This window comes from Stenotrophomonas nematodicola (genome assembly GCF_009467805.1).
Classification (GTDB): Bacteria; Pseudomonadota; Gammaproteobacteria; order Xanthomonadales; family Xanthomonadaceae; genus Stenotrophomonas; species Stenotrophomonas nematodicola.
On the sequence record NZ_WIAY01000001.1, the window covers coordinates 50,171 to 72,936 of the forward strand.

Here is a 22,766-nt window from a genome sequence, read left to right on the forward strand (position 1 = left end):
CCGCAGGTGTTACGGGGTGCCCGACTGGCCTGACGGGGCAGGTGCCGGAACCGGTGCTGCCTCCGGCGTGGGCAGCGACAGCTCGGGATTGCCCTGCTGGGCCTGCAGCAGCTGGATGCGCTGGTTCAGCGCGTCCAGCTCGCTGTGCGTGCTGCGCAGATCGGTGCTCAGGCTGACCGCCTGCTGCTTGGCTTCCTGCAGCGATGCGCTGACCTGCAGCGACTGCTGGCGTTGCAGCTCGGCTTCCTGCTGCAGGCTCTGCAGGCGCTGGGCGTTGTAAGCCACCAGATTCTCGGTGTAGCGCTTGCCGGCCTGCAGACGCGTGGTGTCGATATACACCTGGGCCAGCTCTTCGGTCTGCTGCACGAACGTGCGGTAGACCTTCTCTGCGTTGTCCACCGAATCGGTCTTGATCACCCGCCAGAACTCTTTTTCGTGGAACAGCGCCACGTAATAGTTCAGCGTGCTGGTGTTGAACAGCAGGCTCGCGCCGTAGCTGCCGTTGTAAGTGGTGCGCAGCTCGGTCAGCTGGCGCGAGTCCACCAGTTGCCGCAGTTCGTCCACGCTGTTGCGCACCGTGGGTACCGGGCGCTGCGCGGGTTCGACAGGCGCTTCGGCGCGCGGCGCCCGCGCGGCCAGCACCTGCGGTGCAGCCGTGATCAGCAGCAACAGCATCCCACCGGCGAGCGTACGCCTGGTGGCGGAATCAACCCCTTTTCTCTCTCGCATATTCAGGCCATCCACGAATGGATTCAACGGTGATGTGAAGTCCCCGCGGCAGTCTAGCATGCAGCGGGGCGGGGTCCGCACGCCCCCTGCGCGCGGGCGGGAGCGGCTCAGTAGACCAGCTGCGCGGGGCTGCAGTTGATCGACTGCAGGTGCACGTCGGTCCGTCCCAGTTCCAGCCCGAGCACCTGCGCCAGGGTCTGGGTGAGCAGGGTACCGACGCCGTTGAGGATCGGCTTGAGCAGGTCCAGCACCGGTTTCAGGCCCAGGCACAGCAGCCCGCTGCACGCCACCGTGTCGGTGGACGGGTCGACCACGCTGCCGCTGCCCTGGAAACTGTCGAGCACGCCTTCCTCGGCGGTCTGCAGGTAGGACGCGAGGTTGCCTTTGACACAGGCGTTGTAGGCCAGCAGACCGGTGAGCAGGCTGTTGCAGCGGTTGATCACCAGGCCCCCGAGCAGCGTGCCGAGCACGCCACCGAGCAGGCCCTGTCCGTTGCCGGTGACCGCGGCCTCATAGCCTTCCCAGACTGTGCCGTCGCGGAAACATGTGATCAGGCCGCAGGGATACGGCACGCCCTTGGGGATGTTCCAGGTGCCGATCGGCTCGATACCGCGTGCAGGCGCACCGTTCTTCAGCAGGTCGATGGTGGCGTGCACGTCGTACTTTTTTCCCGGATCCGGATTGGCGGCCTTGAGGTACTGCTCGGCCAGACGGTTGGCGGTTTCAGCCGTGCCGAGACCTTTCGGTGCGGGATTGAGCACGTTGCCCAGCACGCGCAGCAGTTCGTTGACCAGTGCGGCGACTGTATCGCCGAGCAGGGCGGCGTTGATGCGGGTCGAGGCGGTTTCGCCGGCGGCGAGGGTGACGCTTTCGGCATGGGTGAGTCCGTTGAGGCGGATCTTGTCGTTGACCAGGGTGGCGCCAAGCAGGGTCAGCATCTGTTCGTTCTCCAGCGTGGTTTCGCACACGTTGCGGGTGGAGAACCGGTTGGCCGGGTCAACCCTGCCCACGCAGGCGCGCAGCACGGAGGACTCGACGTTGATGGTGGCCGTAGGGGGCTGGGCACCGCACTGCAGTGCGGTCAACGTGCCCATTGCGTTGGTGACATCGGCGTAGATCGGCAGATGCAGGCGAACGCCGAGGGTGGACAGGATCGGGCCGAGTCCCACCAGATTATTGCTGTCCACATCGACGTTCAAACGCACCTGCGCGTTGTAGGCGCGCGTGCCCACGCCGCCGATGGCGATGGACGGCGGTTCGATGATGGCCGCCTTGGCGTTGACCAGGCCGAGCACGCTGAGGTTGTCCACGTCGACCCCGCGCCCGCCGTTGGCGATGCTGATGCCGGTGGTGAGCAGGTCCATCACATTGACGTCGGCACGCAGTGCACTGGAGGCCGGGCCTTCGGGGGCCACGATGCGTGCGAACAGGCCGCTGCCGGCATCGTTGGAGCCGAGCTGCAGGTTGGCCTGGTCGATGTTGATCTGCGTGGCCAGCGCATCTTTGAGTGCGCGCAGGTCGACGTTGGCCACGCCGCTCTGTGCCAGTACCGTCGCGGTGGCATCCAGCAGCTGGCCCAGCGAGATGCGGTTGGCGGCCAGCAGCCGGTTGAACTCGGCGATGCCGATGTCGGCGGCGACCTCGATGCCGAGCGCCTGCAGCAGGCCGCCGGGGGTGATGTGCGCCTGGGCCAGGCCGTCGTAGCCGAGCAGGGTGGTGCGGTCCAGGTCCACGCCCACCAGCCGCAGCACATTGCCGAGCGGGGTGTTGCCGTTGACCCGCAGCAGCTGCGAGCCGACGCTGAACACGGCGGTGGGCTGGGCGCGCATGGCAACGGCCTGGACCTGCAGCGTGGGCAGGGTGGTGTTCTGGCCGAAGAACGGCAGTACCGAACGCTGCGCCTGTACGCGCACTGCATTCAACGGCGCCTGCGGGCCGAGCGTGGTGGTGAAGTGATCGGCGGCGGGGTTGGCCGGATTCCAGTTGCCGCACTGCACCTGCACCGTGCCGGGGAAGCGATTGGCGGTGATCGCGTTGCCGCGCGCCGCGCTGTTGTCGGCCTGGTTGGCGGCGCACAGTTCCAGCCGCTGCGCCCCGGCGAGCGCGGCCAGGTCGGCCACCTTCTGTGCATCTCGCTTGGCCCAGTACAGGAAGCCGATCTCCACCAGGCCCAGCATCATCACCAGGCCCAGCATCACCAGCATCATCGTCACCGACATGCCGCCGCGCTGCTGCATGCGCAGCACACGGGGGGCCGGGCGGGGCGCCCCGGCAGGGCCAGGTACGTTCATGGCATCAGCCTCCGTCGTTGGACCCGGAAACATCCTTGCGCACGTTGGTCTTCATGTACTCGGGAATCTCGTGCTCGAAGCTTTTGAGGTAGCGCGCGTAGCTGGCGGCCGCCTGGTCGCCGAGGATCGGCAGCCGCGTGCCGGCGCTCGTGCCGGCGGCTTGGAGCTGCAGCAGCGCGCGTGTGGTGTCGCCGATCCGGGTTGGTGCCGGCGCTGCAGATGCCGGCGCACGCGGCGGTTGCCAACCCGCGTCGTTGTCCGGAGCCGGCACCCCAGGCGCGGGTGCGCGCACGGGCGGCGTCGGCGTCGGCAGGGGCGGCTCGGCGAGCATCCTGCCGGTCAACGGGGCCTGCTGGGCACGGGCGTCCACTGCCAGCAGCAGCGCTGCCGCCACCCCAAGGCCGGTCAACGCGCGCAGCGCGGGTGCGAATGCGATCCGGGTCATGACGTGCTCGTTCATGGTGTGGTCCCCGTGGTGGTATCGGTGGCGCTGAAGCGTTCCAGCATGGAAGGCGCCAGGCGGGCATCACCGCTGGCAGACGGGCGGTTGGCGTCGCCGGCCAGGCGGGTGCTGCGCTCGCGCGCTGGCGCGATCGCGGGCGCGACACGGGCCGGCGCAGCCGCGGCCGCAGTGCGTGATGCCGCGCGCTGGCGCAGCTGCTGGGCCAGGCGCTGGATTTCCTCGCGTGCGCCATCGGGCAGGCGGGCGTCGCGGATGATCCGCTCGGCGGTCCCGTGCTGGCCGCTCAGCAGTGCCCAGACCGCCAGGTTTGCATTGGCCTTGACGTTGCCGGGCGCCAGCTCGGCGGCCATCGCCAACGGCGCCTGCGCCTGGTCCCAGTGCCCGGCACGCAGCCGTGCAAATCCGAGGTCGCCGAGGTAATCGGTATTGAGCGGTTGCAGCTGCACCGCACGGGCCAGCGCGGTCTCGGCACGGGCGTCGTCGTCGCTGCGCGCGGCAATCAGGCCGATGCCGTGCCAGGCGGCTGCGGCCTGCGGGCCCGTGGTCAATCCGGTGTAGGCGGCGAGCGCGGCATCGCGCTGCCCGGTTTCGCGGAGGGCGTCAGCATGCAGCCGCCGCAGCGCCGGGTTGTCGCCGTAGCGTTGCCGGTAGGCATCCACATGCGCCAGCGAGGCGTAGAACGCGCCCTGCTTCTGCATTTTGGCGATCAGGTCCAGGTACAGCACGCGATCCTCCTGCGGCGGCACCTCCGGCGAGGCCTGGGCGATCGGGTCCTGGCGGTACGACGCCGGCCGCGTGGAGGCGCAGGCCGCGCACAGTGTGGCCAGCAGTACGACAGTGCCGAGGCGGGGCAACATGGGGCTTGGCATGGTCTTTACCCGATCCTGGTCAAGGCGGTGGCCAGGGCGATGATGGCCGGACCGGCCAGCACCAGCATCAAGGCCGGCAACAACGTCAGCATCATCACCACGGTCATCTTCACCGAGAGCTTGCCGACTTTTTCCTTCAGTGAACTGCGCCGCTGTTCGCGCAGACGCACGCTGAACTGCCGCAGCGGTTCCTGCACCGCGCCGCCGTGTTCATGCACCTGCATGATCAACTGGACCAGGCTGCGCAGGTCTTCGTCGTCGAACGACTCGCTCAACCGGCGCAGCGACTGCTGGCGGGTGCGGCCGTGCATGTAGGCGATGTTGGCCTGGTGGATCTCGCGGCCCAGCACCGGGATCGCGTTGCGCAGTTTGTCGCCGAGGGTCTGCAGGCTCTGGTCCATGCTGAAGCCCACGCCCTGCAGCAGGCGCAGCAGGTCGATCAGCAGCGGCAGTTCGGCCGATACGCGCCTGCGCAGGCGCGTCGCCCAGGCGCGCAGCGCGAACTTGGGCAGCAGGATGCCGAAGGCCAGTGCGGCCAGCATCAGCATCACGCGGTTGAAACCGGTGCTGTCGCTGAAGGTGAGTGCCACGACCAGCGACACCACGGCCAGGACCAGCCGCAGGCCGAGGAAGATCGCAGTGCCGGCGCTGGTGTGCCAGCCGGCCTGGTCCAGCAGCAGGCGATCCTCCGGCGCCAGCAGTGCCTTCTCGATGCGGCTGCCACTGAAGCGCTGGCCGAACGCGGTCAGCCATGCGAGGCCATGCTGGCGTGCACTCGGCGCTGCGGCCGGCGCGCCGGTGGCGGCGGCGCTGTCGCGCGGACGCAGGGCCGATTGCAGGGCCGCTTCGGTAAGCTGCTGGTGCCCGCCGAGGATGAACCAGCGGATGCCGAGCAGGGCCAGCCCCGCCGCCAGCAGCAACAGGGCCGCAATCCAGTAGCCGGTGCTGGTCATGGATGCCCCCGTGTCATATCGATTTGGCCAGCCGGTACAGCAGGAACCCACCCGCGGCCTCCAGTCCCAGTGCACCGAGCAGCAGCTTGTGGCCGAGCGGCTCGTGGATGACGGGCTGGAAGAAGTCGGGGCTGGCGATGGCCATCAGCACCGCGCAGATCGGCGGCAGCAGGCCCAGCACCCACGCCGACATGCGGGTTTCGGAGGTGGTGGCCATCAGTTCCTGCTGTGCCTGGTCCAGATCGCGCATGAAATCGGCCATGCGCTGCAGGATCTGGTCGGCGCGCCCGCCAATGCGCACGCTGACGCCCAGCACCACGGCCAGCACGTTGAGCGGCTCGAGCCGGTAGGGCTGTGAGGCCTGGGCAAGCGCGCGGTCCAGGTCGAGCCCGCTGCGGGTATGCGACAACGTGGTATCGAGCAGACCGCGCAGCGGCATGGGTACCTGCGCCGTGGCCGTCTGGAAGGCCATCTGCAGGCTGTTGCCCAGCCCGGCCAGGCGGACCAGATTGTCCAGGAAGTCCGGCAACTGGCGCAGCAGGCGGCGCTGCAGGTTGGCGATGCGCCGGCTCAGCCAGAACCACACCACCAGGGTGCACAGCACCAGCATGATCGGCACCATCCACCACGTGCCCAGACGCGCAGTGGCGATCCATGTCGCCAGCAGGCTCATTCCCACCACCAGCAGCGGTACCCGCCAACCGGTGGGCAGGGCGGCCCGCCGTAACAGCGCATCCCACGGACGCTCGCCGCGGGCCCGTGCACCGCCGGTGGGCGCGGTGCCCGGTTCCGGCAGGGCGCTGCCTGGCCCGCCACGTGCCAGCCGCTGTTCGGCATGCTGCAGCGACACCTGGCGCTGCTCGCGAGCGCTGGCGCCGCTCCACAGCGCCAGGGCTGCGGCGACCAGCACCAGTGCCACACTGGCCAGGAGCAGGGTGAAGACCATCGTCAGTAGCCTCCATCCAGGGCCTCGCGCAACTGCCGGCGGAACGGTTCGAGCTTGTGCGAGTGCGGCTGGAACCCGAGTCCGATCCAGCGATCGTGCTCCTTGCCGTCGGCATCGAACTGCACTTCGTGACGGAACATTTCCTGGGTGGTGATCAGGTTGTCGCTGACGCCGGTGATTTCCGTGATCGACACCAGAACGCGGCGACCGCTACCGAGGCGGGAGATCTGCACGATGAAGTCGATGGCGCTGGCGATCTGCCGTCGCAGGCTGTCCTCGCTGCCCTGGAAGCCGGCAAAGCCGGCCAGCATCTCGATGCGGTACAGGCAATCGCGCGGCGAGTTGGCGTGGATGGTGGCCATCGAGCCGTCATGGCCTGTATTCATCGCCTGCAGCATTTCCAGCACTTCGGCGCCGCGTACTTCGCCGACCACGATCCGGTCCGGCCGCATGCGCAGGCTGTTGCGGACCAGATCGCGGATGCTCACGGCACCGTTGCCATCGGCACCACCGATGCGGCTCTCCAGACGGACCACATGGGGATGGTTGAGCGACAGTTCGGCCGTGTCCTCCACGGTGATCACCCGCTCGGTGGGCGGTATGTAATTGGCCAGCGCATTGAGCAGCGAGGTCTTGCCCGAGCTGGTGCCGCCGGAGACGAGGATGTTGCATCGACCCAGTACCATCGCATGCAGCAGCGCCTGCATGGGGCGGTCGAAGGTGCCCATGCGCAGCAGTTCGTCCGGGGTGAACGGATCCTTGCGGAACTTGCGGATCGATACCATCGGACCGTCGACGGCGAGCGGGGAGATGATCGCGTTGAGGCGGCCGCCGTTGGGCAGGCGCGCATCCACCATCGGGTTGGATTCGTCCAGACGCCGGCCGAGCGGGGCGAGGATGCGGCGCAGAATGCGCAGCAGGTGGCTGTCATCGCTGAAGCGCTGCGGTGCGCGCTTGAGCATGCCGCCCTGGGATACATGGATGTCCTTGTAACCGTTGATCAGGATGTCCTCGATCTCCGGGTTGTGCAGCAGGTCGTCGAGCGGGCCGAAACCGGTCAGCTCCTTGACCAGCGCGGCGGCAACGATGTCCTTCTCGATCTCGTTGATCGGGATGCGCCACTCCTGCACGAACGCGGCGGTCTGGATGTGCACGTAGCGTGCGACCGTGTCCGGCGCCCAGGCGTCGATGTCGATGCGTTCGTCCTCGATCGCATTGAGCAGGTGTTCGTGCGCCGCGATCAGGACCTTCTGGTACTCCTCGGACTGCTCGAACGGCAGCACCGCCGCGCCCGGATCGGCGGGCGGATCGTGGCGCGCGGCGGGTACCGCGAACGGGGTCACTTTGTCTTCCATTGGCTACCACTCAGACGAAGGGCGAGGTGTTCCCGCCAACTGCGTGCCGCAGGGGCAGCGGCGGGATCCAGTCGGGATAGCAGCGGGGCCAGGGCGCGTAGATACGGATCGCGTGGAGCCTCCTGCAGCAGCAGCCGGCCGTGGCTGGCCGCCGAGCGCAGGCGGGCGCGGTCGGGCAGGGTGGCCAGCAGTGGCAGGCCGAAGCGGGTGGCGATCTGTGCCGGGCTGATGCCACTGGCATCGTCGAAGCGGTTGATCACCAGTTGCAGACGCTTGTCGCGTGCACCGACGCGCTCGAGCTGGGTCAGGGCCTGATCGAGGGAGACCAGGGTGCCGATCGCCTGATCGGCAACCAGCCAGATGTCGTCGGCGCTGTTGAGCAGCGACACCGGAATCTGGCGCACGCAGGCGCCGCCGAGGTCGCACAGCAGGGTGTCGAAGATGCCACGCAGCCGCTGCATCAGTACGGCCGGATCGGCCATCGGCGTGCCGTCGGTGCCGGCCGCCTGACCGAGCAGCGCCAGGCCGGCCGGGTGACGCGTCATGGCCGTGCGGGCAAGCGTGGCATCGATGCGGCTGGCATGGCGCAGGGCATCGTCGTAATGGAAGCTGCTGTCCAGGTTGAGGTACAGCGCCAGGTCGCCGGCCGGTTGCGCGAGGTCGAGCAGCAGCAGATGGTTCGCCACGGGCGGCGGATCCTCCTCCTGTGCCAGCAACGGACTGTGAGCCTGCTGGGCGAGCACGCCCAGATGCGCGGCCAACGTGCTGCAACCGACGCCGGCGCGGACGCCCAGCAGCAGGACCATGCGCGCCTTGTGCGCGACTGCCGCAGGGGCGCGAACCGATGCATCCGTGGCGCTGGCGCGGCGCAGCACCGCCTCGATCTCGTGCGGCGGGGCATCCAGGTCGATCAGATCGCGCAGCCCGGCGCGCAGGGCTGCCACCACCCCGGCGAGCTGGTCGCTTGCCGTGGAGCCCACCGCCACCAGGGGCAGCTCCGGTGCCTGTGCCTGCACCTGGCGCACCAGTGCGGCGGAGAAGGCGGCCTGCTCGTGGCGGAAGTCCAGCAGCAGCACACAACCGGTATCACGCAGGGGTTCAAGCGCGGCGGCAGGCGCGCCACTGTCCTGCCACTGCACGTCGGCGGCGGCGGGCAGCAGCGGCGTCAGCCGCGACACCAGGTCACGATCCCGCGCGTACAGCACCAGCTTCATGGCCGACTCCCGGGGGTGAACCAGATGCATGGTGGCGGTGGACATGGCGGGGGGCGTCCTGGCATGGCTCAGCGTGAGAAGCCGGGGAGCTGGTCCGACGACGCCGGCCCCAGAAGCCACGCGCCCCAGACCGGCTGGTTCGGCGCCGCTTCACGCTGGCCGGGCAGGGGCAGCTCGGTGCCCTTGGCCAGTGGCTGGACCAGCCGCGGCGTGACGATGATGACCAGTTCCTTCTCCTCACGTTTGTAATTGAGGTTGCGGAAGAACGACCCGATGATCGGAAGATCGCCGAGCAGAGGCACTTTGTCCACGTTTGAGCTGACCGCATTGCTCACCAGACCGCCGATGACGAACGACTCCCCGTCGCCGAGTTCCACCGTGGTGTCGGCGCGACGGGTGGTGATGGAGGGAATCAGCACGCCGTTATAGGCGATGCCGGTGCTGTAGTTGAGGTCGCTGGCTTCCGGCGCGACCTTCAGCGCGATACGATCGGCGCTGAGCACGGTTGGCGTGACGGTCAGGCCGATGCCGAACGGTTTGAAGGTGACCGTGGTGGTGCCCAGCCCCTGCGGTTCGAGAATCGGCAGTTCGCCGCCGGCCAGGAAGCTGGCGCTCTGCCCGGACAATGCCACCAGCGTGGGTTCGGCCAGCACGCGCGCCATGCCGTTGCTCTGCAGCAGGTCCAGGTTGGCCAACCAGCCGTGGGTGAGTGAACTGGCGACCAGGTTGAATGCCGACGACAGCGGATTGAGCGTTACCGTGGTCTCGCCGCCGTTGCCTGAGCCGCCGTCGTCAGTGGTGGGCGGAATGCCGCCGGGGCGGGTGAGCCCGTAGGTGAAACCACCATTGCTGTTGTAGAAGCTCACACCGACCTGGCGCAGTGTGGTGCGGTTGAACTCCACGACCTTGACCTCGACCTGCACCACACCGCCGCTGGCGATGGTGGCGACATCGGCGAGCTGTCCTTCCTTGCCGATGGCCATTGCGGCGGCCTTGCGGCTCTGTGCGTGGTCCAGCATCGACGGGCTCACCCCCTGCAGCAGGCCCTGGTCGTCCTGTACGGTCAACCGGGTGCCGGCGCCGTCACCCAGCGCGCCCTGCACGGCGCTGCGCACGTCGATCTGCATGCGCTGCGGCTCGCTGTTGTCGCGTCGCCACAGCAGCAGCGTGGTCGTTCCCGGGGCCTTGCCGACCAGCAGCGCCTGACGCGGGCCGCGCAGCATCACGATATCGGCCACGCCGGGATCGGCGATGGCCACGCGTTCCAGGTCGGTCGGCAGTGTCCACGGCCGCTGCTCGCGGGTCTGCAGCACCAGGTCGGCGTTGGCGTGAGCGGAGGGTGCCAGCATCAGCGCCAGCAGCAGCCACCCGCCCGGGATTCGGGCGTGGAACAGACGGCACGCAGGGGTGGGGCGTTGGGTCATGGGCTGTCTCGGCAGGTGGCTCATGGCGAGCCGCTGGGGGAGGCGGCGTCGCCGCGGATGATCTCCACGCCGCGGTCCAGGCGCGGTGCGCTGCGGCGGGGCGCGCTGCCCGTCGATGCCACCGGCACCGGGCGGGCGCTGCTACGGCCGGCCAGCGCGGCGCTGTCGATACCGGCGTAGGCGTCGTTCTCGGGCGACTGCAGTGCGAGCCGCTGCTCGGGGGTCAGCTCGCGGCGCGGGGCGAGCACCCCTGCAGGTTGCGCGAACAGCGCCAGGTCCGGCTGGCCGACGTCCGCCGGATTGCGCAGGGCCAGGAACAGTTTGCCCTGCTGCGCGCCCAGCAGCAGGCGGCTGGCATCCGCCACCGGCACCGCCAGTACCGCGCTGCGCGCCGCCGCGGTGCTCGAGGCGTCGTTGGCACGGCTGCTGGACGGGCGCTGGGTGATGTCCTGCGCGCGGCTGTCGGCAGGCGAGGGTGTGTCGGTGGTAGCAGACGCGGGGGCGGGCGTGCCGAGATCGTCCGCACCATAGCTGAGCACGCGCAGGCGCGAGAGCAGCAGGCGTGCCTGTGCATCGCCGTCGTCGCGGACACCGGGCGTCGAGCGGAGATTGAGGAAGACATCGACAAAGTCGCCGGGCTGGATGCGGTTGCCCGCAGCCACCAGTTCGTCCACCGGTACTGCGAGCGCGCGCTCGCCCGGATTGAGGCGCAGCGCGTAGCCCTGTGCGATGACCAGGCCATCGAGAGCGGTGCCGGCGGCGATGTCGCGGGTCGGCACGGCGCCAACGACGTCGGCCACGGTGGTGAACCCGCCGGCTACCGGCTGCGCGCGGCCGGCCACGCGCAGGTCCTTGGCCGCGATCGGCAGGCCGGCGGGCAGGGCGTTGACGGCCTCCACCACCGGCCAGGTCTGCGCCTCGGCGGCACGTGTCTGCGCGGGTGCGGCCGGCGCCTCGCCTGCACGCCGGCTGACGCTGAAGGCGACCACCGCCAGGATTGCCGCCAACGCGATCAGCAACACGGCGGCAATGCGGGTCAACTTGAGCATGCGGCGTCTCCTGGAAGTGACATCAGTTGCTGCCCTGGTCCAGCTGGGCCACGGCGGTACTGGTGATGGGCCGGGATACGACCCAGCCATAGACAGTGCCGGTACCCGGCAGGAACGGATTGGCGCGGTAGTCGTAACTGACCCGTACCTGGATGCATTGCGCGCTGGGCAGGTCGGCGCATGGCGCCGGGGCGGACACGATGATCGGCGGCGCGGCGCTGGTGGCGCAGTCCGGATTCTGACCGGCGTAGGCCAGCAGCCACTGCATGGAGCGGCGAGCGGCCACACAGGCAGCCAGTCGGCGCTGGTCCGGCGCGGCGTAGCGCAGCGACGCGCGCGCGCCCTCGGCCGATGCCATCGACAGGGTCTGCTGCACAGCCATCAGCATCACTCCGGAGTAGGTGATCAGCAGCAGCGGCAACAGCCCGAACATCAGCATCAGCGCGAACTCGAGCGTGGCGATCCCGCCTTGGCGGCGCCGGCTGCCGGGCGGATTGCGCGCGGTCGTCACGGCGACACCGCATAGGTGTTCCGGACAACCCAGAGCAGGGCGCCCAGCGACAGATAGGCTGCAAACGGGATTCCCACGCGGCCCTGCCGGGCGCGGCGGATCTGGTCGGCGGCGGGGTGATGCTCTAGGTGCTGCAGGGTGGTATCGCGCAGAAACTGCAGGCGCAGCGGGATCATCGGGCGCACACGGCGAACGGCATAGATGCACAGCGCGTGTCCGCCCGCGCACAGGCTGGCGATGATCCAGACCGGCAGCAGCGCGGTCCAGCCGAGCAGGAGGCCGAGCACCGCGAAGTATTTGACGTCGCCGGCGCCCATCCAGCCGATGGCGTAGAACGGCAACAGCGCGACCAGACCTGCCACAGCGCCCAGTACATGGGCAGTGGGCGCGCCGGTCCGCGTGACCGCCCACTGCACGCACAGCCAGGCCACCGCGGCGGCCGCAGCGAGCAGCAGGGCGCGGTTGGAGACGCGCCGGGCGTACAGGTCGCTGATGGCGACCTGTACGCCGAGCAGCAGCGCCAGTAGGGGAAGAAACGACATGGGCACAATCCCCCTGTGCGGTATCAACATGGACCGCGGGCCAGACGCCACCGTTGCCGCCGGGAAAACGGCAGTCAGGGCAGACCGACGCGCGCTGTTACCGGTCAGGCCGCAGCGGAATCGACCAGTGCGGTCAGGCGGGTGAACAGATTGGTGAAGAAGGCGGTGATCTGGGCGCGGCCGGTAACAACGAGTACGCCGGCGATGACCGCGGCGAGCAGGCCGTATTCCAGTGCGGTGACGCCGTCTTCCTCGACCAGGAACTTGCGGATGGATGCGTTCATGACGGTTATCTCCATTTACCTATCAGGGCCCGGATGGGCAGCAGCTGCCTTGCGATGTAGAAGGTCGTTCCGACTCCGCGGAGGGCCTTCCGCTGGCCTGCGCACGTCCTGGCGCAGGGGAGCGACCCATGCGGGTCGCCGATGCCGGCCGGACTATCCCGGCTGCAACCGTGCCTGGCGGAACGCAAGCGCCTGCAAGGCGCAGCCCGGATGCCGCAGCCGCTGCTGGCTGCCGGCGGAAGCAACGACTACGGTTGCCTGCCTGTCCATGACGTTCCCCCGTGATGCGATGGCGCCGCGCGTGGCGTCATCGAAATTCAACGAAATGCTCGGCGAATGCGAAGGGCTGTGATGCACAAAATCGGCACGGATAATCCGAACTTTAGCCCCGCGTTGCCGGTGACTGAACCGTTCTGCGTTGGCTCCCATTTAATATCCGGAAGGTGAATGAATTGTCGAGATAATGTGATGGCCGGGTGAAAGCGACGTAATTCGCGGAATTTCCGGCCATCGATTTTGTCTTCGTGTGTGGGGATTGATGCATACTCGTCGAAAATGCGCAGCAGCATTTTGCAGTATGCGAGGAGCGCGGGCAGTTCTTGGAGACGGGAAACCGGTGATGCGCGATGCACACCGGGCCAACGGGGGGCATCACTGTCATGGTCGATGGTGTAGTGGGCGACATGGGCGACAACCTCAGGGCGTTCGACCTGGCCACGCTGGGCGGTGTGCTGCGGGTGTGCGACGTCGAGATGGTGCTGCTCGATGGCAATGGTCCCCGCGCCAGCGTCGATGCGGTGGTGCATGACGAGGCACTGTTCTGCACGCTGGCCTGCGGCTTTCACTTTCGTGGGCGTTTCATGTTGCCGCCCGACTGGTGTCTGCTTGGGTATGTCCACGACACCGATGAAGGGGTGAGCTGGTGCCACGGTGTTCCGTTGGCGTCCGGGATGGCGCTGACCGTGTTGCCGGAGGGCATCAGCGAGTTCACGTTCAGTGCCGGCACGCGCCTGACGTTGCTGCTGGCGCCGATGCAGCGGGTGCAGCGAAAACTGACCCAGCTGAGCCTTCTCAGCACGCCACCGGCAGGCCAGGCATTGTCGCTGTTCCATCCAGCCGGCGGGGTCGGTGTGCACCGGCTGGTGCAGCAGTACCGGCACCTGGAGGAATCGCTGGGTGGGCAGGGCGTGGCACTGGCCGATGACGCAGTGGAAACGCTGCTGCACGCGCATGTGCAGGCGTTGCTGGCCGCCGGCCCGGGCGATCGGCCCACCTGCAGCCGGGCGCGGCGCACGCATTATCTGATCGCGCAGCGCGCCGAGCATTTCATGCGTCTCAATCTGCGTCGCTATATCTACATGAATGAAATCTGCGACGCGGCCGGCGTCAGCGAACGCGCACTGCGCTATGCATTTGAAGACCTGTTTGGTACCTCGCCGAACCGGTATCTGTCGATGCTGCGTCTTTGCGCGGCGTGCCGTGGCCTGTCGATGGCCGATTCCAGTCGCAAGTCGGTCAAGGCGATCGCGCTGAGCTGCGGACTGTGGGATCTGTCCCGTTTTGCCGACAATTATCGTCGTGTCTTCGGTGAGCTGCCCCGCGACACCCTGATGCGGGCCCCGGCGCAGATCGGCAGCCCGGCCTGAGTCATCGGCGGGCCGCCGGCCGCCGTCCCCCGCTCACCCACGCAAGCCGCCGCCCTGCAAGGGATTCCGGTGGCTTTCTGCCGTATTTGCGCATTCGCCTGCCGGTTTTCCCCGTTGCTTTGCCGGAACCCGCTGTTGGCGTGCCGGAATGAAGTGCGCGGCGCTCGACGCGGCGACTGTAATGGGTCCCACGTGCCCAGAGGCATGGACGCCGCAGTCCGCATCGATCGTCAAACGGGGGAATACCGTCATGAATCGCATCTTTCGTCTGGTCTGGAACCATCAACTGAAGGCCCTGGTGGTCGTCTCGGAAATCGCCACCTCGCGTGGCAGTCTGGCGGCGGGCCCGGTCCGCGTGCACCTTCGCGTGCCGCTGTCGGCCCTGTCGATCGGCCTGGCGCTTGCGCTGTGCAGCGGCGGCGCATGGGCCGGCGAAAGCCAGACACTCAACGATCTCCAGGCACTGGCCGCCAAGTACGCGCCACTGCCGGTCAAGATCGACGCCGAGGCCGCGCTGGCAGCCGTCACGCATACCCGCGACACCTCGCCTGCGCTCAGCGCCCAGGCCAATGTGAATCTCGCCCTCGGCACCCGCAACGTCGCCGCACCGGATGCTGCCAAGGTGGAGCTGTCCCTGCCCAGGCGCATCGCGCTGCCTGGCAGCGGCGACACGCTGGCCGGGTTGGGCGTGGATGTACGCGTTGACACGCCGGTGGCGAAGGCCACGCTTGGCGTCGCGCCGACGGTCCCGGTGCCGCACCAGGGGCTGGGGGTGCAGGTTGATGCCGCCGCGGGCGTGCAGGCGGCAGGCGTAACGGCGGCTCCCCAGGCGCAGGTCGATGTACAGGCCACGGCCGCCGCAGGCCTGGCACCGCGCGCTGGCGCGGCGGCTGTGACCGCGGCGGTCAACAGCGCTGCCACTGTGAAGGCGTCAACGCCGGTGGCCACTGTCGATGCCGACGTCACGGTGGAGGTGGATGCCCTGGCGCAGGCGGACGCCCCCCCTGCGCATGACACGGTGGCCGCCTCGCTGGCCGCCACCGCCGCGGGCGGCGTCAAGGTGGCTGCACTGGGCCACGGGGTGGATGCGGCCGACCGCAATCCCAAGCTCGTGGACGTCTCGGCCGCCGCGCGACAGACCAGCTCGATGACGCTTGCCCCGACCGGCCTGCTCGGCGGGGTGGGCGATCTGCTCAACGGTGTGGGCACCACCGTCGGCGGCGTCCTCGATGGTGTCGGTGGCACCGTGGGTGACCTGCTGGGCGGCGTGGGCAACACGGTGGGCGGGATTCTCCAGCCGGTGGTGGGCACCGTGCTGCCGGCCCCGACCGCGCTCCCGCCGGGCAGCCCGAAGGGACCGGCGCCCGCCGACCCCAATGCCGGCCTGGTCATCGGTACCGGCGGGCTGGTCGGTTCGCTGTCGCAGCTGGTGGGGCCGACCGCGCAGGGCCTGCTCGGTGGCGATGGCTACGTGCGCAACGGCAACCTGGCGGTCAGCAGCGCCAACGTCATGCAGACGTACTCGGTGACCAACGTGCTGGGCATTCCGACGGTCAATCTGACCCCGGTCGGCACGCTGCTCGACGGACTGGGCACCGCCTCCACCGGCGGTGCCTCGCACCTGACGCTGATCGGCGGTGTCACCTCCGACAGCTACATTTTCAATATCAACAACGGCAAGCCCAACGGTCTGCTCGGACTCCTGCTGCCGGACGGCTCGCCGGCGTGGTCCAACACCTGCGTCAACCTGCTGGTGGCGACCGTGGACTGCTGGGCGGTCAACGCGGCGCAGGACTACCAGGTGCTGGTGGGTGATGGCGCCTACGCCAACGGCTCCAAGGAAGTGGTGATCGGCGCCAACGCACGACATGAGCTGCCGCGCCAGGACGCCAATATTGCTTTCCCCGGGAACGGGGTGAACGACCCGACCGATCCGACCGGCGTACCCACGGCGGACTACGCCGCCCGCATGGGCCATTCGGTGGTGGTGGGCGACAGTGCCCGCGGCACGGCCAACGGGCAGACCATCCTGGGCGCGGAGGCCACCTCCAGCCAGGCCAACAGTGTGGCGCTGGGCTATCGCTCGGCCGCCAACCGTGGCGCGCAGGCCAGTTACAGCGCCTACGGGCTGACCACTGCGCAGGTCTCGGCCGGTGAAGTATCGGTGGGCTTTGCCGGTGGCGAACGGCAGATCACCAACGTGGCCGCCGGCAGCGCGGCCAACGATGCGGTCAACGTGGCCCAGCTGCAGGGCGCGATCTCGCAGATCGATGCGGTCAGTGCGTTTGCGGTCACCTACGACGACGACGGCGCCGGCAATGCCAACTATCGCCGGATCACGCTGGGCGAGGGTACCGGCACCACCACGCTCGGCAACCTGGCCAATGGTGCGGTGGCGGCGGGCAGCACCGAAGCGGTCACGGGCGACCAGCTGTTCGGCACCAACACGGCGATCGTGGACTACTTCGGCGGCCTCACCGCCTATGATCCGGCGACGGGTGCATGGACGGCGCCGAGTTTCCAGATCAGCACCATTTCCAGCACCGGGGCGGTCGCGCAGGGCGTGTATGACAACGCCACCGACGCATTCTCGGCGGTGGACGGTTCGCTGGTGAATCTCAATACGCAGATCACCGATATCCGCAACGGCGCAGGCAGCCGCTACCTGAAGGTCAATTCCACCGGCATCGACGCCAGCGCCGCCGGTCTGGACAGCATCGCGGTGGGCACGGGCGCCACGGCAACGGCGGCCAACGCGATCGCAGTGGGCGCAGGGGCGGTGGCCGACCGCAGCGGTACGGTCTCGGTGGGTGCGGTGGGCAGCGAGCGTCAGGTGGTGAATGTCGCGGCCGGCACGCAGGCCACCGATGCGGTGAACCTGGGGCAGTTGCAGGCGTCCGAGCAGGGTGCCCTGCGCTATGACGAGAATCCGGACGGCAGCCTCAACTTCGCCAGCGCCACGCTCGGCAACGGGACCGGGCCGACCACGCTGCGCAACATCGGCGCCGGTGTGGTGGGTGCCCTCAGCACCGAAGCGATCAATGGCGCCCAGCTGTTCGCGGCCAACCAGGCCGTGGCCACCCACCTGGGCGGCGGTGCCGCGGTGGATGCCAGCGGGGTGCTCACCGCGCCGAGCTATACGATCAACCAGGTCGCCACCAACGGGCAGGTCACCCCGGGCACGTACGACAACGTCGGCAGTGCATTCGATGCGGTCAGCCAGTCGCTGGCCAACGTGGCCGACCAGACCGACACCATCGACAAGCTGGCGGTCAAGTACGACGTGGATGCCTCGGGCAATGCCACCAACCAGATCACCCTGACCGGTGACGGCACCGGTGCGGCGGTGGGCCTGGACAACCTCGCCGACGGCAGCGTGCTGGCCGGCAGCCGCGCGGCGGTGACCGGCAACCAGCTGTTCCAGACCAACAACGCGCTGGTCGGCTACTTCGGCGGCACCACGAGCTTTGACGGCAACACGGGCATCTGGACTGCGCCGACCTTCCGCATCTCCACGATTTCCACCGACGGCAGCGTGGTCGGCAACGATTACAGCAACGTCACAACGGCCTTCGCAGCGGTGGATGCGTCGCTGACCACGCTCAACACGCGCATCGACCAGATCCAGCCGGGTGCCGGCAGCCCGTATGTGCAGGTCAACTCGCTCAAGCGGGGCGCCGCCGCCAGCGGCGCCAACAGCGTGGCGATCGGACCGCTGGCCAGCGCCGGCGGTGCGGGCAGCGTGGCCGTGGGCGATGGCGCCAGCGCTTCGGCAGACAACAGCATCGCTCTGGGCAGCGGCTCGGTGGCAAGCGTGGGGGCGCAGAGCGGCTATACCGGCGCCTACGGTGCCGCCGGCGCCAGCAGCTCGGTGGGTGAAGTGGCGGTGGGCAGCAGCGGCGCGGAGCGCAAGGTCACCCACGTGGCCGATGGCTCCGAGCGCTATGACGCGGTCAACGTCGGCCAGCTGCAGAACGGCGTGAACTACGCCATCGACCAGTCCAAGGCCTACACCGACACGCAGATCACCAACATCAACAATGGCACGTCGGGCATGTTCCAGGTCAACAACACCCAAGGGCTGGCACAGCCGTCGGCCACCGGCGCCAATGCCGCCGCCGGCGGTGCCGGGGCCACGGCAGCAGGCAGCAGCGCTACCGCACTGGGCAACGGGGCCAGCGCGCAGGCGGACAACTCGGTGGCGCTGGGCGCAGGCTCGGTGGCCAACCGGGCCAATACCGTGTCGGTGGGCAGCGTGGGTGCGGAACGGCAGATTGCCAACGTCGCCGATGGCAGCCAGGCCACCGACGCGGTCAACGTGCGCCAGCTGCAGGCCTCGCAGCAGGGCACGCTGCGCTACGACACCAACGTCAACGGCACCACCAACCTCAACAGCGTGACCCTGGGCAGCACCGCTACCGGCCCGACCACCGTGCGCAACGTCGCCGCCGGCACTGCCGGTACCGATGCGGTCAATGTGGACCAGCTGCGCTCGGGGCTGAGCCAGACGCTCGACTGGTCCAAGGCGTATACCGATCAGCGCATGGATTCGTTCGACCGCAACCTGCAGAAGACCGACAACCGTGCCTCGGCCGGTGTCGCCTCGGCGATGGCGGTGGCGGCGCTGCCGCAGCCCTACGAGGCCGGTCGCAGCATGGCTTCGCTGGCCGCCGGCAGCTTCAACGGCGAATCCGGGGTGGCGGTGGGCATCTCGGGCGTCTCCGAAGGCGGCCGCTGGATCTACAAGTTCAGCGGGTCGACCAACAGTCGCGGCGACGGCGGTGTCGCCGTGGGCGCCGGCATCCAGTGGTGATCGCCGTGGGCGCCGGCACCCGCCGGCGCTCAGCGGCTGGCTACCTGCACCTATCCAGGGGGATCGCATGTCCACATCATCCACATCCATGTCACCGCTGCTGCGCTCGCTGTCGCTGGGGCTGGCGGTCCTGCTGTTCAGTGCCTGCGCCAGCCACGGGCGCAAGGCCGACGGTCCGGGCATGCAGGAGGCCGGTAGCGCAGCGCCCGATGCCCCCGCGTTCCCGGACCCGCGAAAGGCCACGTTGAAGGAAGGGCTGTTCGTGGACATCGACAGCCTGCGCCTGTTCGCGCGCGGCATGAGCAAGCGTCAGCTCTACAGCCTGCTCGGCACGCCGCATTTCGGCGAGGGCATGTGGGGGGTGCGCGAATGGAATTACCTGTTCAATTTCCGCAGCACGCCCGGCGGTGACTACTTCACCTGCCAGTTCATGGTCACCTTCGACAACAAGGGCATCGCCCAGGACAGCCACTGGAAACCGGCTGCCTGCGCGACGGTCCTGCAGCCGCCGGCCCCGCCGCCGCCGGCCCCGGTCGTGATGCCCGCCGAGCCACTGCGGTTGTCGGCCGATGCGCTGTTCGCTTTCGACAGCGCGGTGCTCACCGCCGAAGGGCGCCGCAGCATCGAGGGCCTGCTGGCGCAGGTGCGCAGCGCCAGCCAGGTGCAGACCATCCAGGTGCTGGGATACACCGACCGCATCGGCACCGATGCCTACAACCTTGATCTCTCGCAGCGCCGGGCGCAGGCCGTCCGCGATGCACTGGTGCAGGGGGGCGTGCCGGCGGCGGCGATCATCGCCGAAGGCCGTGGCAAGGCCAACCCGCTGGTGCAGTGCGATTCGGCAGGACGCAAGGCCCTGATCGCCTGCCTGGCGCCGAACCGCCGTGTGGAACTGTCGGGGATGGCCACACCGCGCTGATCGCGCTGGCCCAGCGCAGAGACACGTTCCGGTCCCCTTCCTTCCGCGTACCGGCCTGCCTGTGCACGCCGTGCGCACCCCCTTGTCCCGGCCCGCCGCTTTCACAGCGAGATGTCTCCCCCGTCATCGATCTGGGAGCGGCGTGCCGGGCCATTCTTCTCCGCCAAGGCGCGGCGTCAGACGCCGCGTTCGCTGGTGATGGTGGCGCCTTCGCGCATCACTTTCGTGACCGGCGTCTTTTCGACCACCTCCAGCAGCCGCGCCCATTGCGCATCGGTGAGCGGCGCGCTGGCGTGCAGTACCCGGTGCACCACCAGCCGGTCGGCGGCGTCGCGACGCGAGCTCAGTTCGGCACGGAACTCGCCCAGCTCCCAGCCCTTCTTCTCGGCATACATGCGCAGGGTGATCGCGGTGCAGGCCGACAGCGCGGCCAGATACAGGTCGAACGGGGCAAAGCCGGCGCCCTGGCCGCCCAGACTGGCGGGTTCGTCGGCAACCAGTGCATGCGCTCCGCTGTGGATCTGGTGACGGTAGTTGGGGCCGTCTGAAACGATCTGGACCTGGGCCATGATGCGCGACACCTTCCGGTTGGGATGAGGTGCCGAGCATGGCACGTGCCGTTGCGGGGCAGGCCGGCGTATCTGGAATGCACCGGTGCAGGACTGCTCATTGGAGACCGGCAAGGCCCACCTTCAGCGCGGCAGCGGCGGCATCGCACAAAACCCGGGGGCACACTGCAGCGGCGGACGGGAGCGTTGCGAACAAGCGGGCGGCCGGGAACGCTGCAGCGAACGGACCCACCGCGTCCCGCACACGCTACCCCTGCGGGATGAAGCCATCCGGGCTCCAGTCCTCGCTGCCCACACCGTGATGGATCACGAACAGGCCTTCCGGGTCGTAGCGGCGCTTGGCGGCCAGCAACCGTGGGTAGTGCGGCCCCCAGAACGCCTGCTGCCACTGCGGCTGGAAGTAGTCGCACTCGGAGACATAGGTGGCCGGGTCGGGCGTCACGTCGCGCAGGGCGGCGTAGGCACGGCCCACCCGCACGGCGCCCTTGCGCGCGCGGTCCTCGTCCACCTGGCCGCCGCAACCGGGATACACCGGCCCGCCCGCATTGCCGATCAGCGCCAGGGCGAAGGCATCCAGAACGCCCGGATGGGTGGCGGTATCGCGCGCGGCGGCCAGCGCCCCGGCGGGCGCGCCGAACAGCCCCTTGTTGCAGTGCAGTTCCACGTCCATGTGCGCGGCAGCGGCACAGATCGCGGTGGCCGCTGCCGTACGCCGGGCGTCTGACAGCAGGTCAGAGGGCAGCCAGACCGAGGCGTAGCCGTGCAGGAACCAGCCTACCTGGCCCTGGTCGCCCTTCCACAGCATATGCTGCGGTGGCGAGTCGGCGCGGGTGTCCTCTGCGATGAACTGCGGGGCGTGCGCGCGGAAGAACGCCGCGTCCCACATGTGGCGGGCCGGCAGTGACAGCGCCTGCAGGGGCTCGACGATGCGATAGGCCGGACGCGCCTGGAGCCACGCCAGGAACGGCGCCCAGACGGCCTCCGCATCGTCCTTGGCCAGCCCCTGGACCACCATCGAGACGCGCAGCGTGCGTTCGCCGCGGAACGCGATCTGCTCGCCCCAGTGCGGATTGCACAGGGCGTCGCGGTAGAAGCGCAGCATCTCCACGACCAGGTCGTGCCAGGCGCCATCGCTGTCGGCCCGTACCGCCAGCGAAACGCCCCCGAAGGTGTCCGGCAGCGCGTGGGTGCGGAGGGTCAGGCGGGTGACGACGCCGAAGCTCGCGCCGCAGCCCCCCTTCAGTGCCCAGAACAGTTCGGCGTCATTGTCGGCGTTGACCACCCGCACACGGCCGTCGGCGGTCACCACCTCAGCCTCCAGCAGGTGCGAGGCCGCGCTGCCGTACGCCTTGGAGAAACTGCCGAAGCCACCGCCGGTAACCAGACCGGCCACGCCCACCGAGGTGCAGCCACCGCCCTGCACGTAGCGACCGCGCCGGGTGGTGACCGCATCGTAGGCATCGATCCACATCGCGCCGGCGCCCAGGCTCACGGCAGGCTCGGCGGCAGTTCCCGCCCGCGCGTTGTGCGGGATGAACGCGTCGTGCACCTCCACCTGGTTCATCGCCCGGGTCCACACCAGCAGCGAATCGGGGGCGCAGGAGGTACCGTGGTAACTGTGTCCGCCGCCTTTGATCGCCAACCGGAGCCGGTGCCGGCGGGCGAAATTGACCGCTGCGGCAACATCTTCGCTGCTGGTCGCGGCTATCGCCCGGGCACTGGGCACCGAACGCCAGGCGCCGTAGTAGCCGCTGGTCTGGGTCAGTGCCGGCTGGTCGCCGATGTAGAACGGGTTGTGGATCTGGGCCAGGGCCTCGGCGCGCGCGGTTGCGTCCCCAAGGAAGGGCGACTGCGGAAGGGAGAGACGACCGCCGACGGCCCGTGACAGTCGCGCCCACTCGGCATCGCACGGCCAGCCCGCGCTGCCCGGACGCACCCTCGGCAGGCGGGGTGGAAGGGGGGCGGTGGTCTTGGACAACAGGGGGAGCAGCGGCAGTACCAGTCCGGCCTTCAGGCAGTCGCGTCGTTTCATGGCGGTGTGTCCTCGGCCTCCGGGCCATCTGTTCAGGGGCCAGTGTCCGCCCGGCGAGGCCCGCCGTCATTGGGCCGGGGCCGAATGCAGGCCCCTGTGGGACGAGTGGCGGCCGGGCAGGGACGGGCTTGACCTTCCCATGATGGGAATCTTTACC

General features: G+C 68.9%; 19 protein-coding genes. 3 read left to right on the forward strand and 16 right to left on the reverse strand.

The window, feature by feature from the left end:
* Window positions 1-9: 9 nt before the first annotated feature.
* The 14 genes from GDJ08_RS00210 to GDJ08_RS00275 form a co-directional block, all read right to left on the reverse strand.
* Window positions 10-729 carry a DUF2968 domain-containing protein gene (locus GDJ08_RS00210; RefSeq protein WP_026071028.1) on the reverse strand — a complete coding sequence of 240 codons (720 nt, stop codon included), beginning with the start codon at window positions 727-729 and terminating at the stop codon, window positions 10-12.
* 107 nt (window positions 730-836) lie between these two features.
* Window positions 837-2,966, reverse strand: a complete 2,130-nt coding sequence (locus tag GDJ08_RS00215; RefSeq protein ID WP_136005001.1) for a TadG family pilus assembly protein — start codon at window positions 2,964-2,966, stop codon at window positions 837-839.
* A 58-nt stretch (window positions 2,967-3,024) separates the two neighbouring features.
* Complete coding sequence (locus GDJ08_RS00220) at window positions 3,025-3,465, reverse strand: DUF3613 domain-containing protein (protein ID WP_229296402.1); 441 nt, start codon at window positions 3,463-3,465, stop codon at window positions 3,025-3,027.
* An 11-nt stretch (window positions 3,466-3,476) separates the two neighbouring features.
* Window positions 3,477-4,340 carry a tetratricopeptide repeat protein gene (locus tag GDJ08_RS00225; protein ID WP_153164022.1) on the reverse strand — a complete coding sequence of 288 codons (864 nt, stop codon included), beginning with the start codon at window positions 4,338-4,340 and terminating at the stop codon, window positions 3,477-3,479.
* Between the two features lie 17 nt (window positions 4,341-4,357).
* Complete coding sequence (locus GDJ08_RS00230) at window positions 4,358-5,305, reverse strand: type II secretion system F family protein (RefSeq protein ID WP_153164023.1); 948 nt, start codon at window positions 5,303-5,305, stop codon at window positions 4,358-4,360.
* A 13-nt stretch (window positions 5,306-5,318) separates the two neighbouring features.
* Window positions 5,319-6,251 (reverse strand): type II secretion system F family protein, encoded by a 933-nt coding sequence (locus GDJ08_RS00235; protein WP_153164024.1) that lies wholly within the window; start codon window positions 6,249-6,251, stop codon window positions 5,319-5,321.
* Window positions 6,252-6,253: 2 nt separating this feature from the next.
* Complete coding sequence (locus tag GDJ08_RS00240) at window positions 6,254-7,606, reverse strand: TadA family conjugal transfer-associated ATPase (protein ID WP_153164025.1); 1,353 nt, start codon at window positions 7,604-7,606, stop codon at window positions 6,254-6,256.
* Window positions 7,591-8,865, reverse strand: coding sequence for a CpaE/TadZ family protein (locus GDJ08_RS00245; RefSeq protein ID WP_229296403.1), 1,275 nt, complete (start codon window positions 8,863-8,865; stop codon window positions 7,591-7,593). The genes GDJ08_RS00240 and GDJ08_RS00245 overlap by 16 nt, the downstream gene beginning before the upstream one ends.
* A 23-nt stretch (window positions 8,866-8,888) precedes the next feature.
* Window positions 8,889-10,244, reverse strand: coding sequence for a type II and III secretion system protein family protein (locus GDJ08_RS00250; RefSeq protein WP_136004901.1), 1,356 nt, complete (start codon window positions 10,242-10,244; stop codon window positions 8,889-8,891).
* A 20-nt stretch (window positions 10,245-10,264) separates the two neighbouring features.
* Complete coding sequence (gene cpaB, locus GDJ08_RS00255) at window positions 10,265-11,293, reverse strand: Flp pilus assembly protein CpaB (protein ID WP_153164026.1); 1,029 nt, start codon at window positions 11,291-11,293, stop codon at window positions 10,265-10,267.
* 22 nt (window positions 11,294-11,315) lie between these two features.
* Complete coding sequence (locus tag GDJ08_RS00260) at window positions 11,316-11,732, reverse strand: hypothetical protein (protein ID WP_051008608.1); 417 nt, start codon at window positions 11,730-11,732, stop codon at window positions 11,316-11,318.
* A gap of 68 nt (window positions 11,733-11,800) precedes the next feature.
* On the reverse strand, window positions 11,801-12,346 hold the full coding sequence (locus GDJ08_RS00265; RefSeq protein ID WP_017356196.1) for an A24 family peptidase: 546 nt from the start codon (window positions 12,344-12,346) through the stop codon (window positions 11,801-11,803).
* A gap of 104 nt (window positions 12,347-12,450) precedes the next feature.
* Window positions 12,451-12,630, reverse strand: coding sequence for a Flp family type IVb pilin (locus tag GDJ08_RS00270; protein WP_017356197.1), 180 nt, complete (start codon window positions 12,628-12,630; stop codon window positions 12,451-12,453).
* Window positions 12,631-12,947: 317 nt separating this feature from the next.
* Window positions 12,948-13,199 carry a hypothetical protein gene (locus GDJ08_RS00275; protein WP_153164027.1) on the reverse strand — a complete coding sequence of 84 codons (252 nt, stop codon included), beginning with the start codon at window positions 13,197-13,199 and terminating at the stop codon, window positions 12,948-12,950.
* A gap of 90 nt (window positions 13,200-13,289) precedes the next feature.
* Here GDJ08_RS00275 and GDJ08_RS00280 point away from each other — a divergent pair, with 90 nt between their 5' ends.
* The 3 genes from GDJ08_RS00280 to GDJ08_RS00290 all read left to right on the forward strand — a co-directional run bounded on the left by GDJ08_RS00280 (window position 13,290) and on the right by GDJ08_RS00290 (window position 20,008).
* Window positions 13,290-14,276 carry an AraC family transcriptional regulator gene (locus GDJ08_RS00280; RefSeq protein ID WP_136004895.1) on the forward strand — a complete coding sequence of 329 codons (987 nt, stop codon included), beginning with the start codon at window positions 13,290-13,292 and terminating at the stop codon, window positions 14,274-14,276.
* Window positions 14,277-14,526: 250 nt separating this feature from the next.
* On the forward strand, window positions 14,527-19,089 hold the full coding sequence (locus GDJ08_RS00285) for a YadA-like family protein (RefSeq protein WP_153164028.1): 4,563 nt from the start codon (window positions 14,527-14,529) through the stop codon (window positions 19,087-19,089).
* An 88-nt stretch (window positions 19,090-19,177) separates the two neighbouring features.
* Entirely contained in the window at window positions 19,178-20,008 is an 831-nt protein-coding gene (locus GDJ08_RS00290) for an OmpA family protein (protein WP_153164029.1), read from the forward strand.
* Between the two features lie 176 nt (window positions 20,009-20,184).
* On the opposite strand, the gene GDJ08_RS00295 is transcribed toward GDJ08_RS00290, so the two are convergent.
* Both GDJ08_RS00295 and GDJ08_RS00300 read right to left on the reverse strand, forming a co-directional pair.
* Window positions 20,185-20,577 carry an OsmC family protein gene (locus tag GDJ08_RS00295; RefSeq protein WP_026070789.1) on the reverse strand — a complete coding sequence of 131 codons (393 nt, stop codon included), beginning with the start codon at window positions 20,575-20,577 and terminating at the stop codon, window positions 20,185-20,187.
* Window positions 20,578-20,824: 247 nt separating this feature from the next.
* A complete protein-coding gene (locus GDJ08_RS00300; RefSeq protein ID WP_153164030.1) occupies window positions 20,825-22,609 on the reverse strand; it encodes an FAD-binding oxidoreductase in 1,785 nt (594 codons plus the stop codon).
* Window positions 22,610-22,766 lie beyond the last annotated feature (157 nt).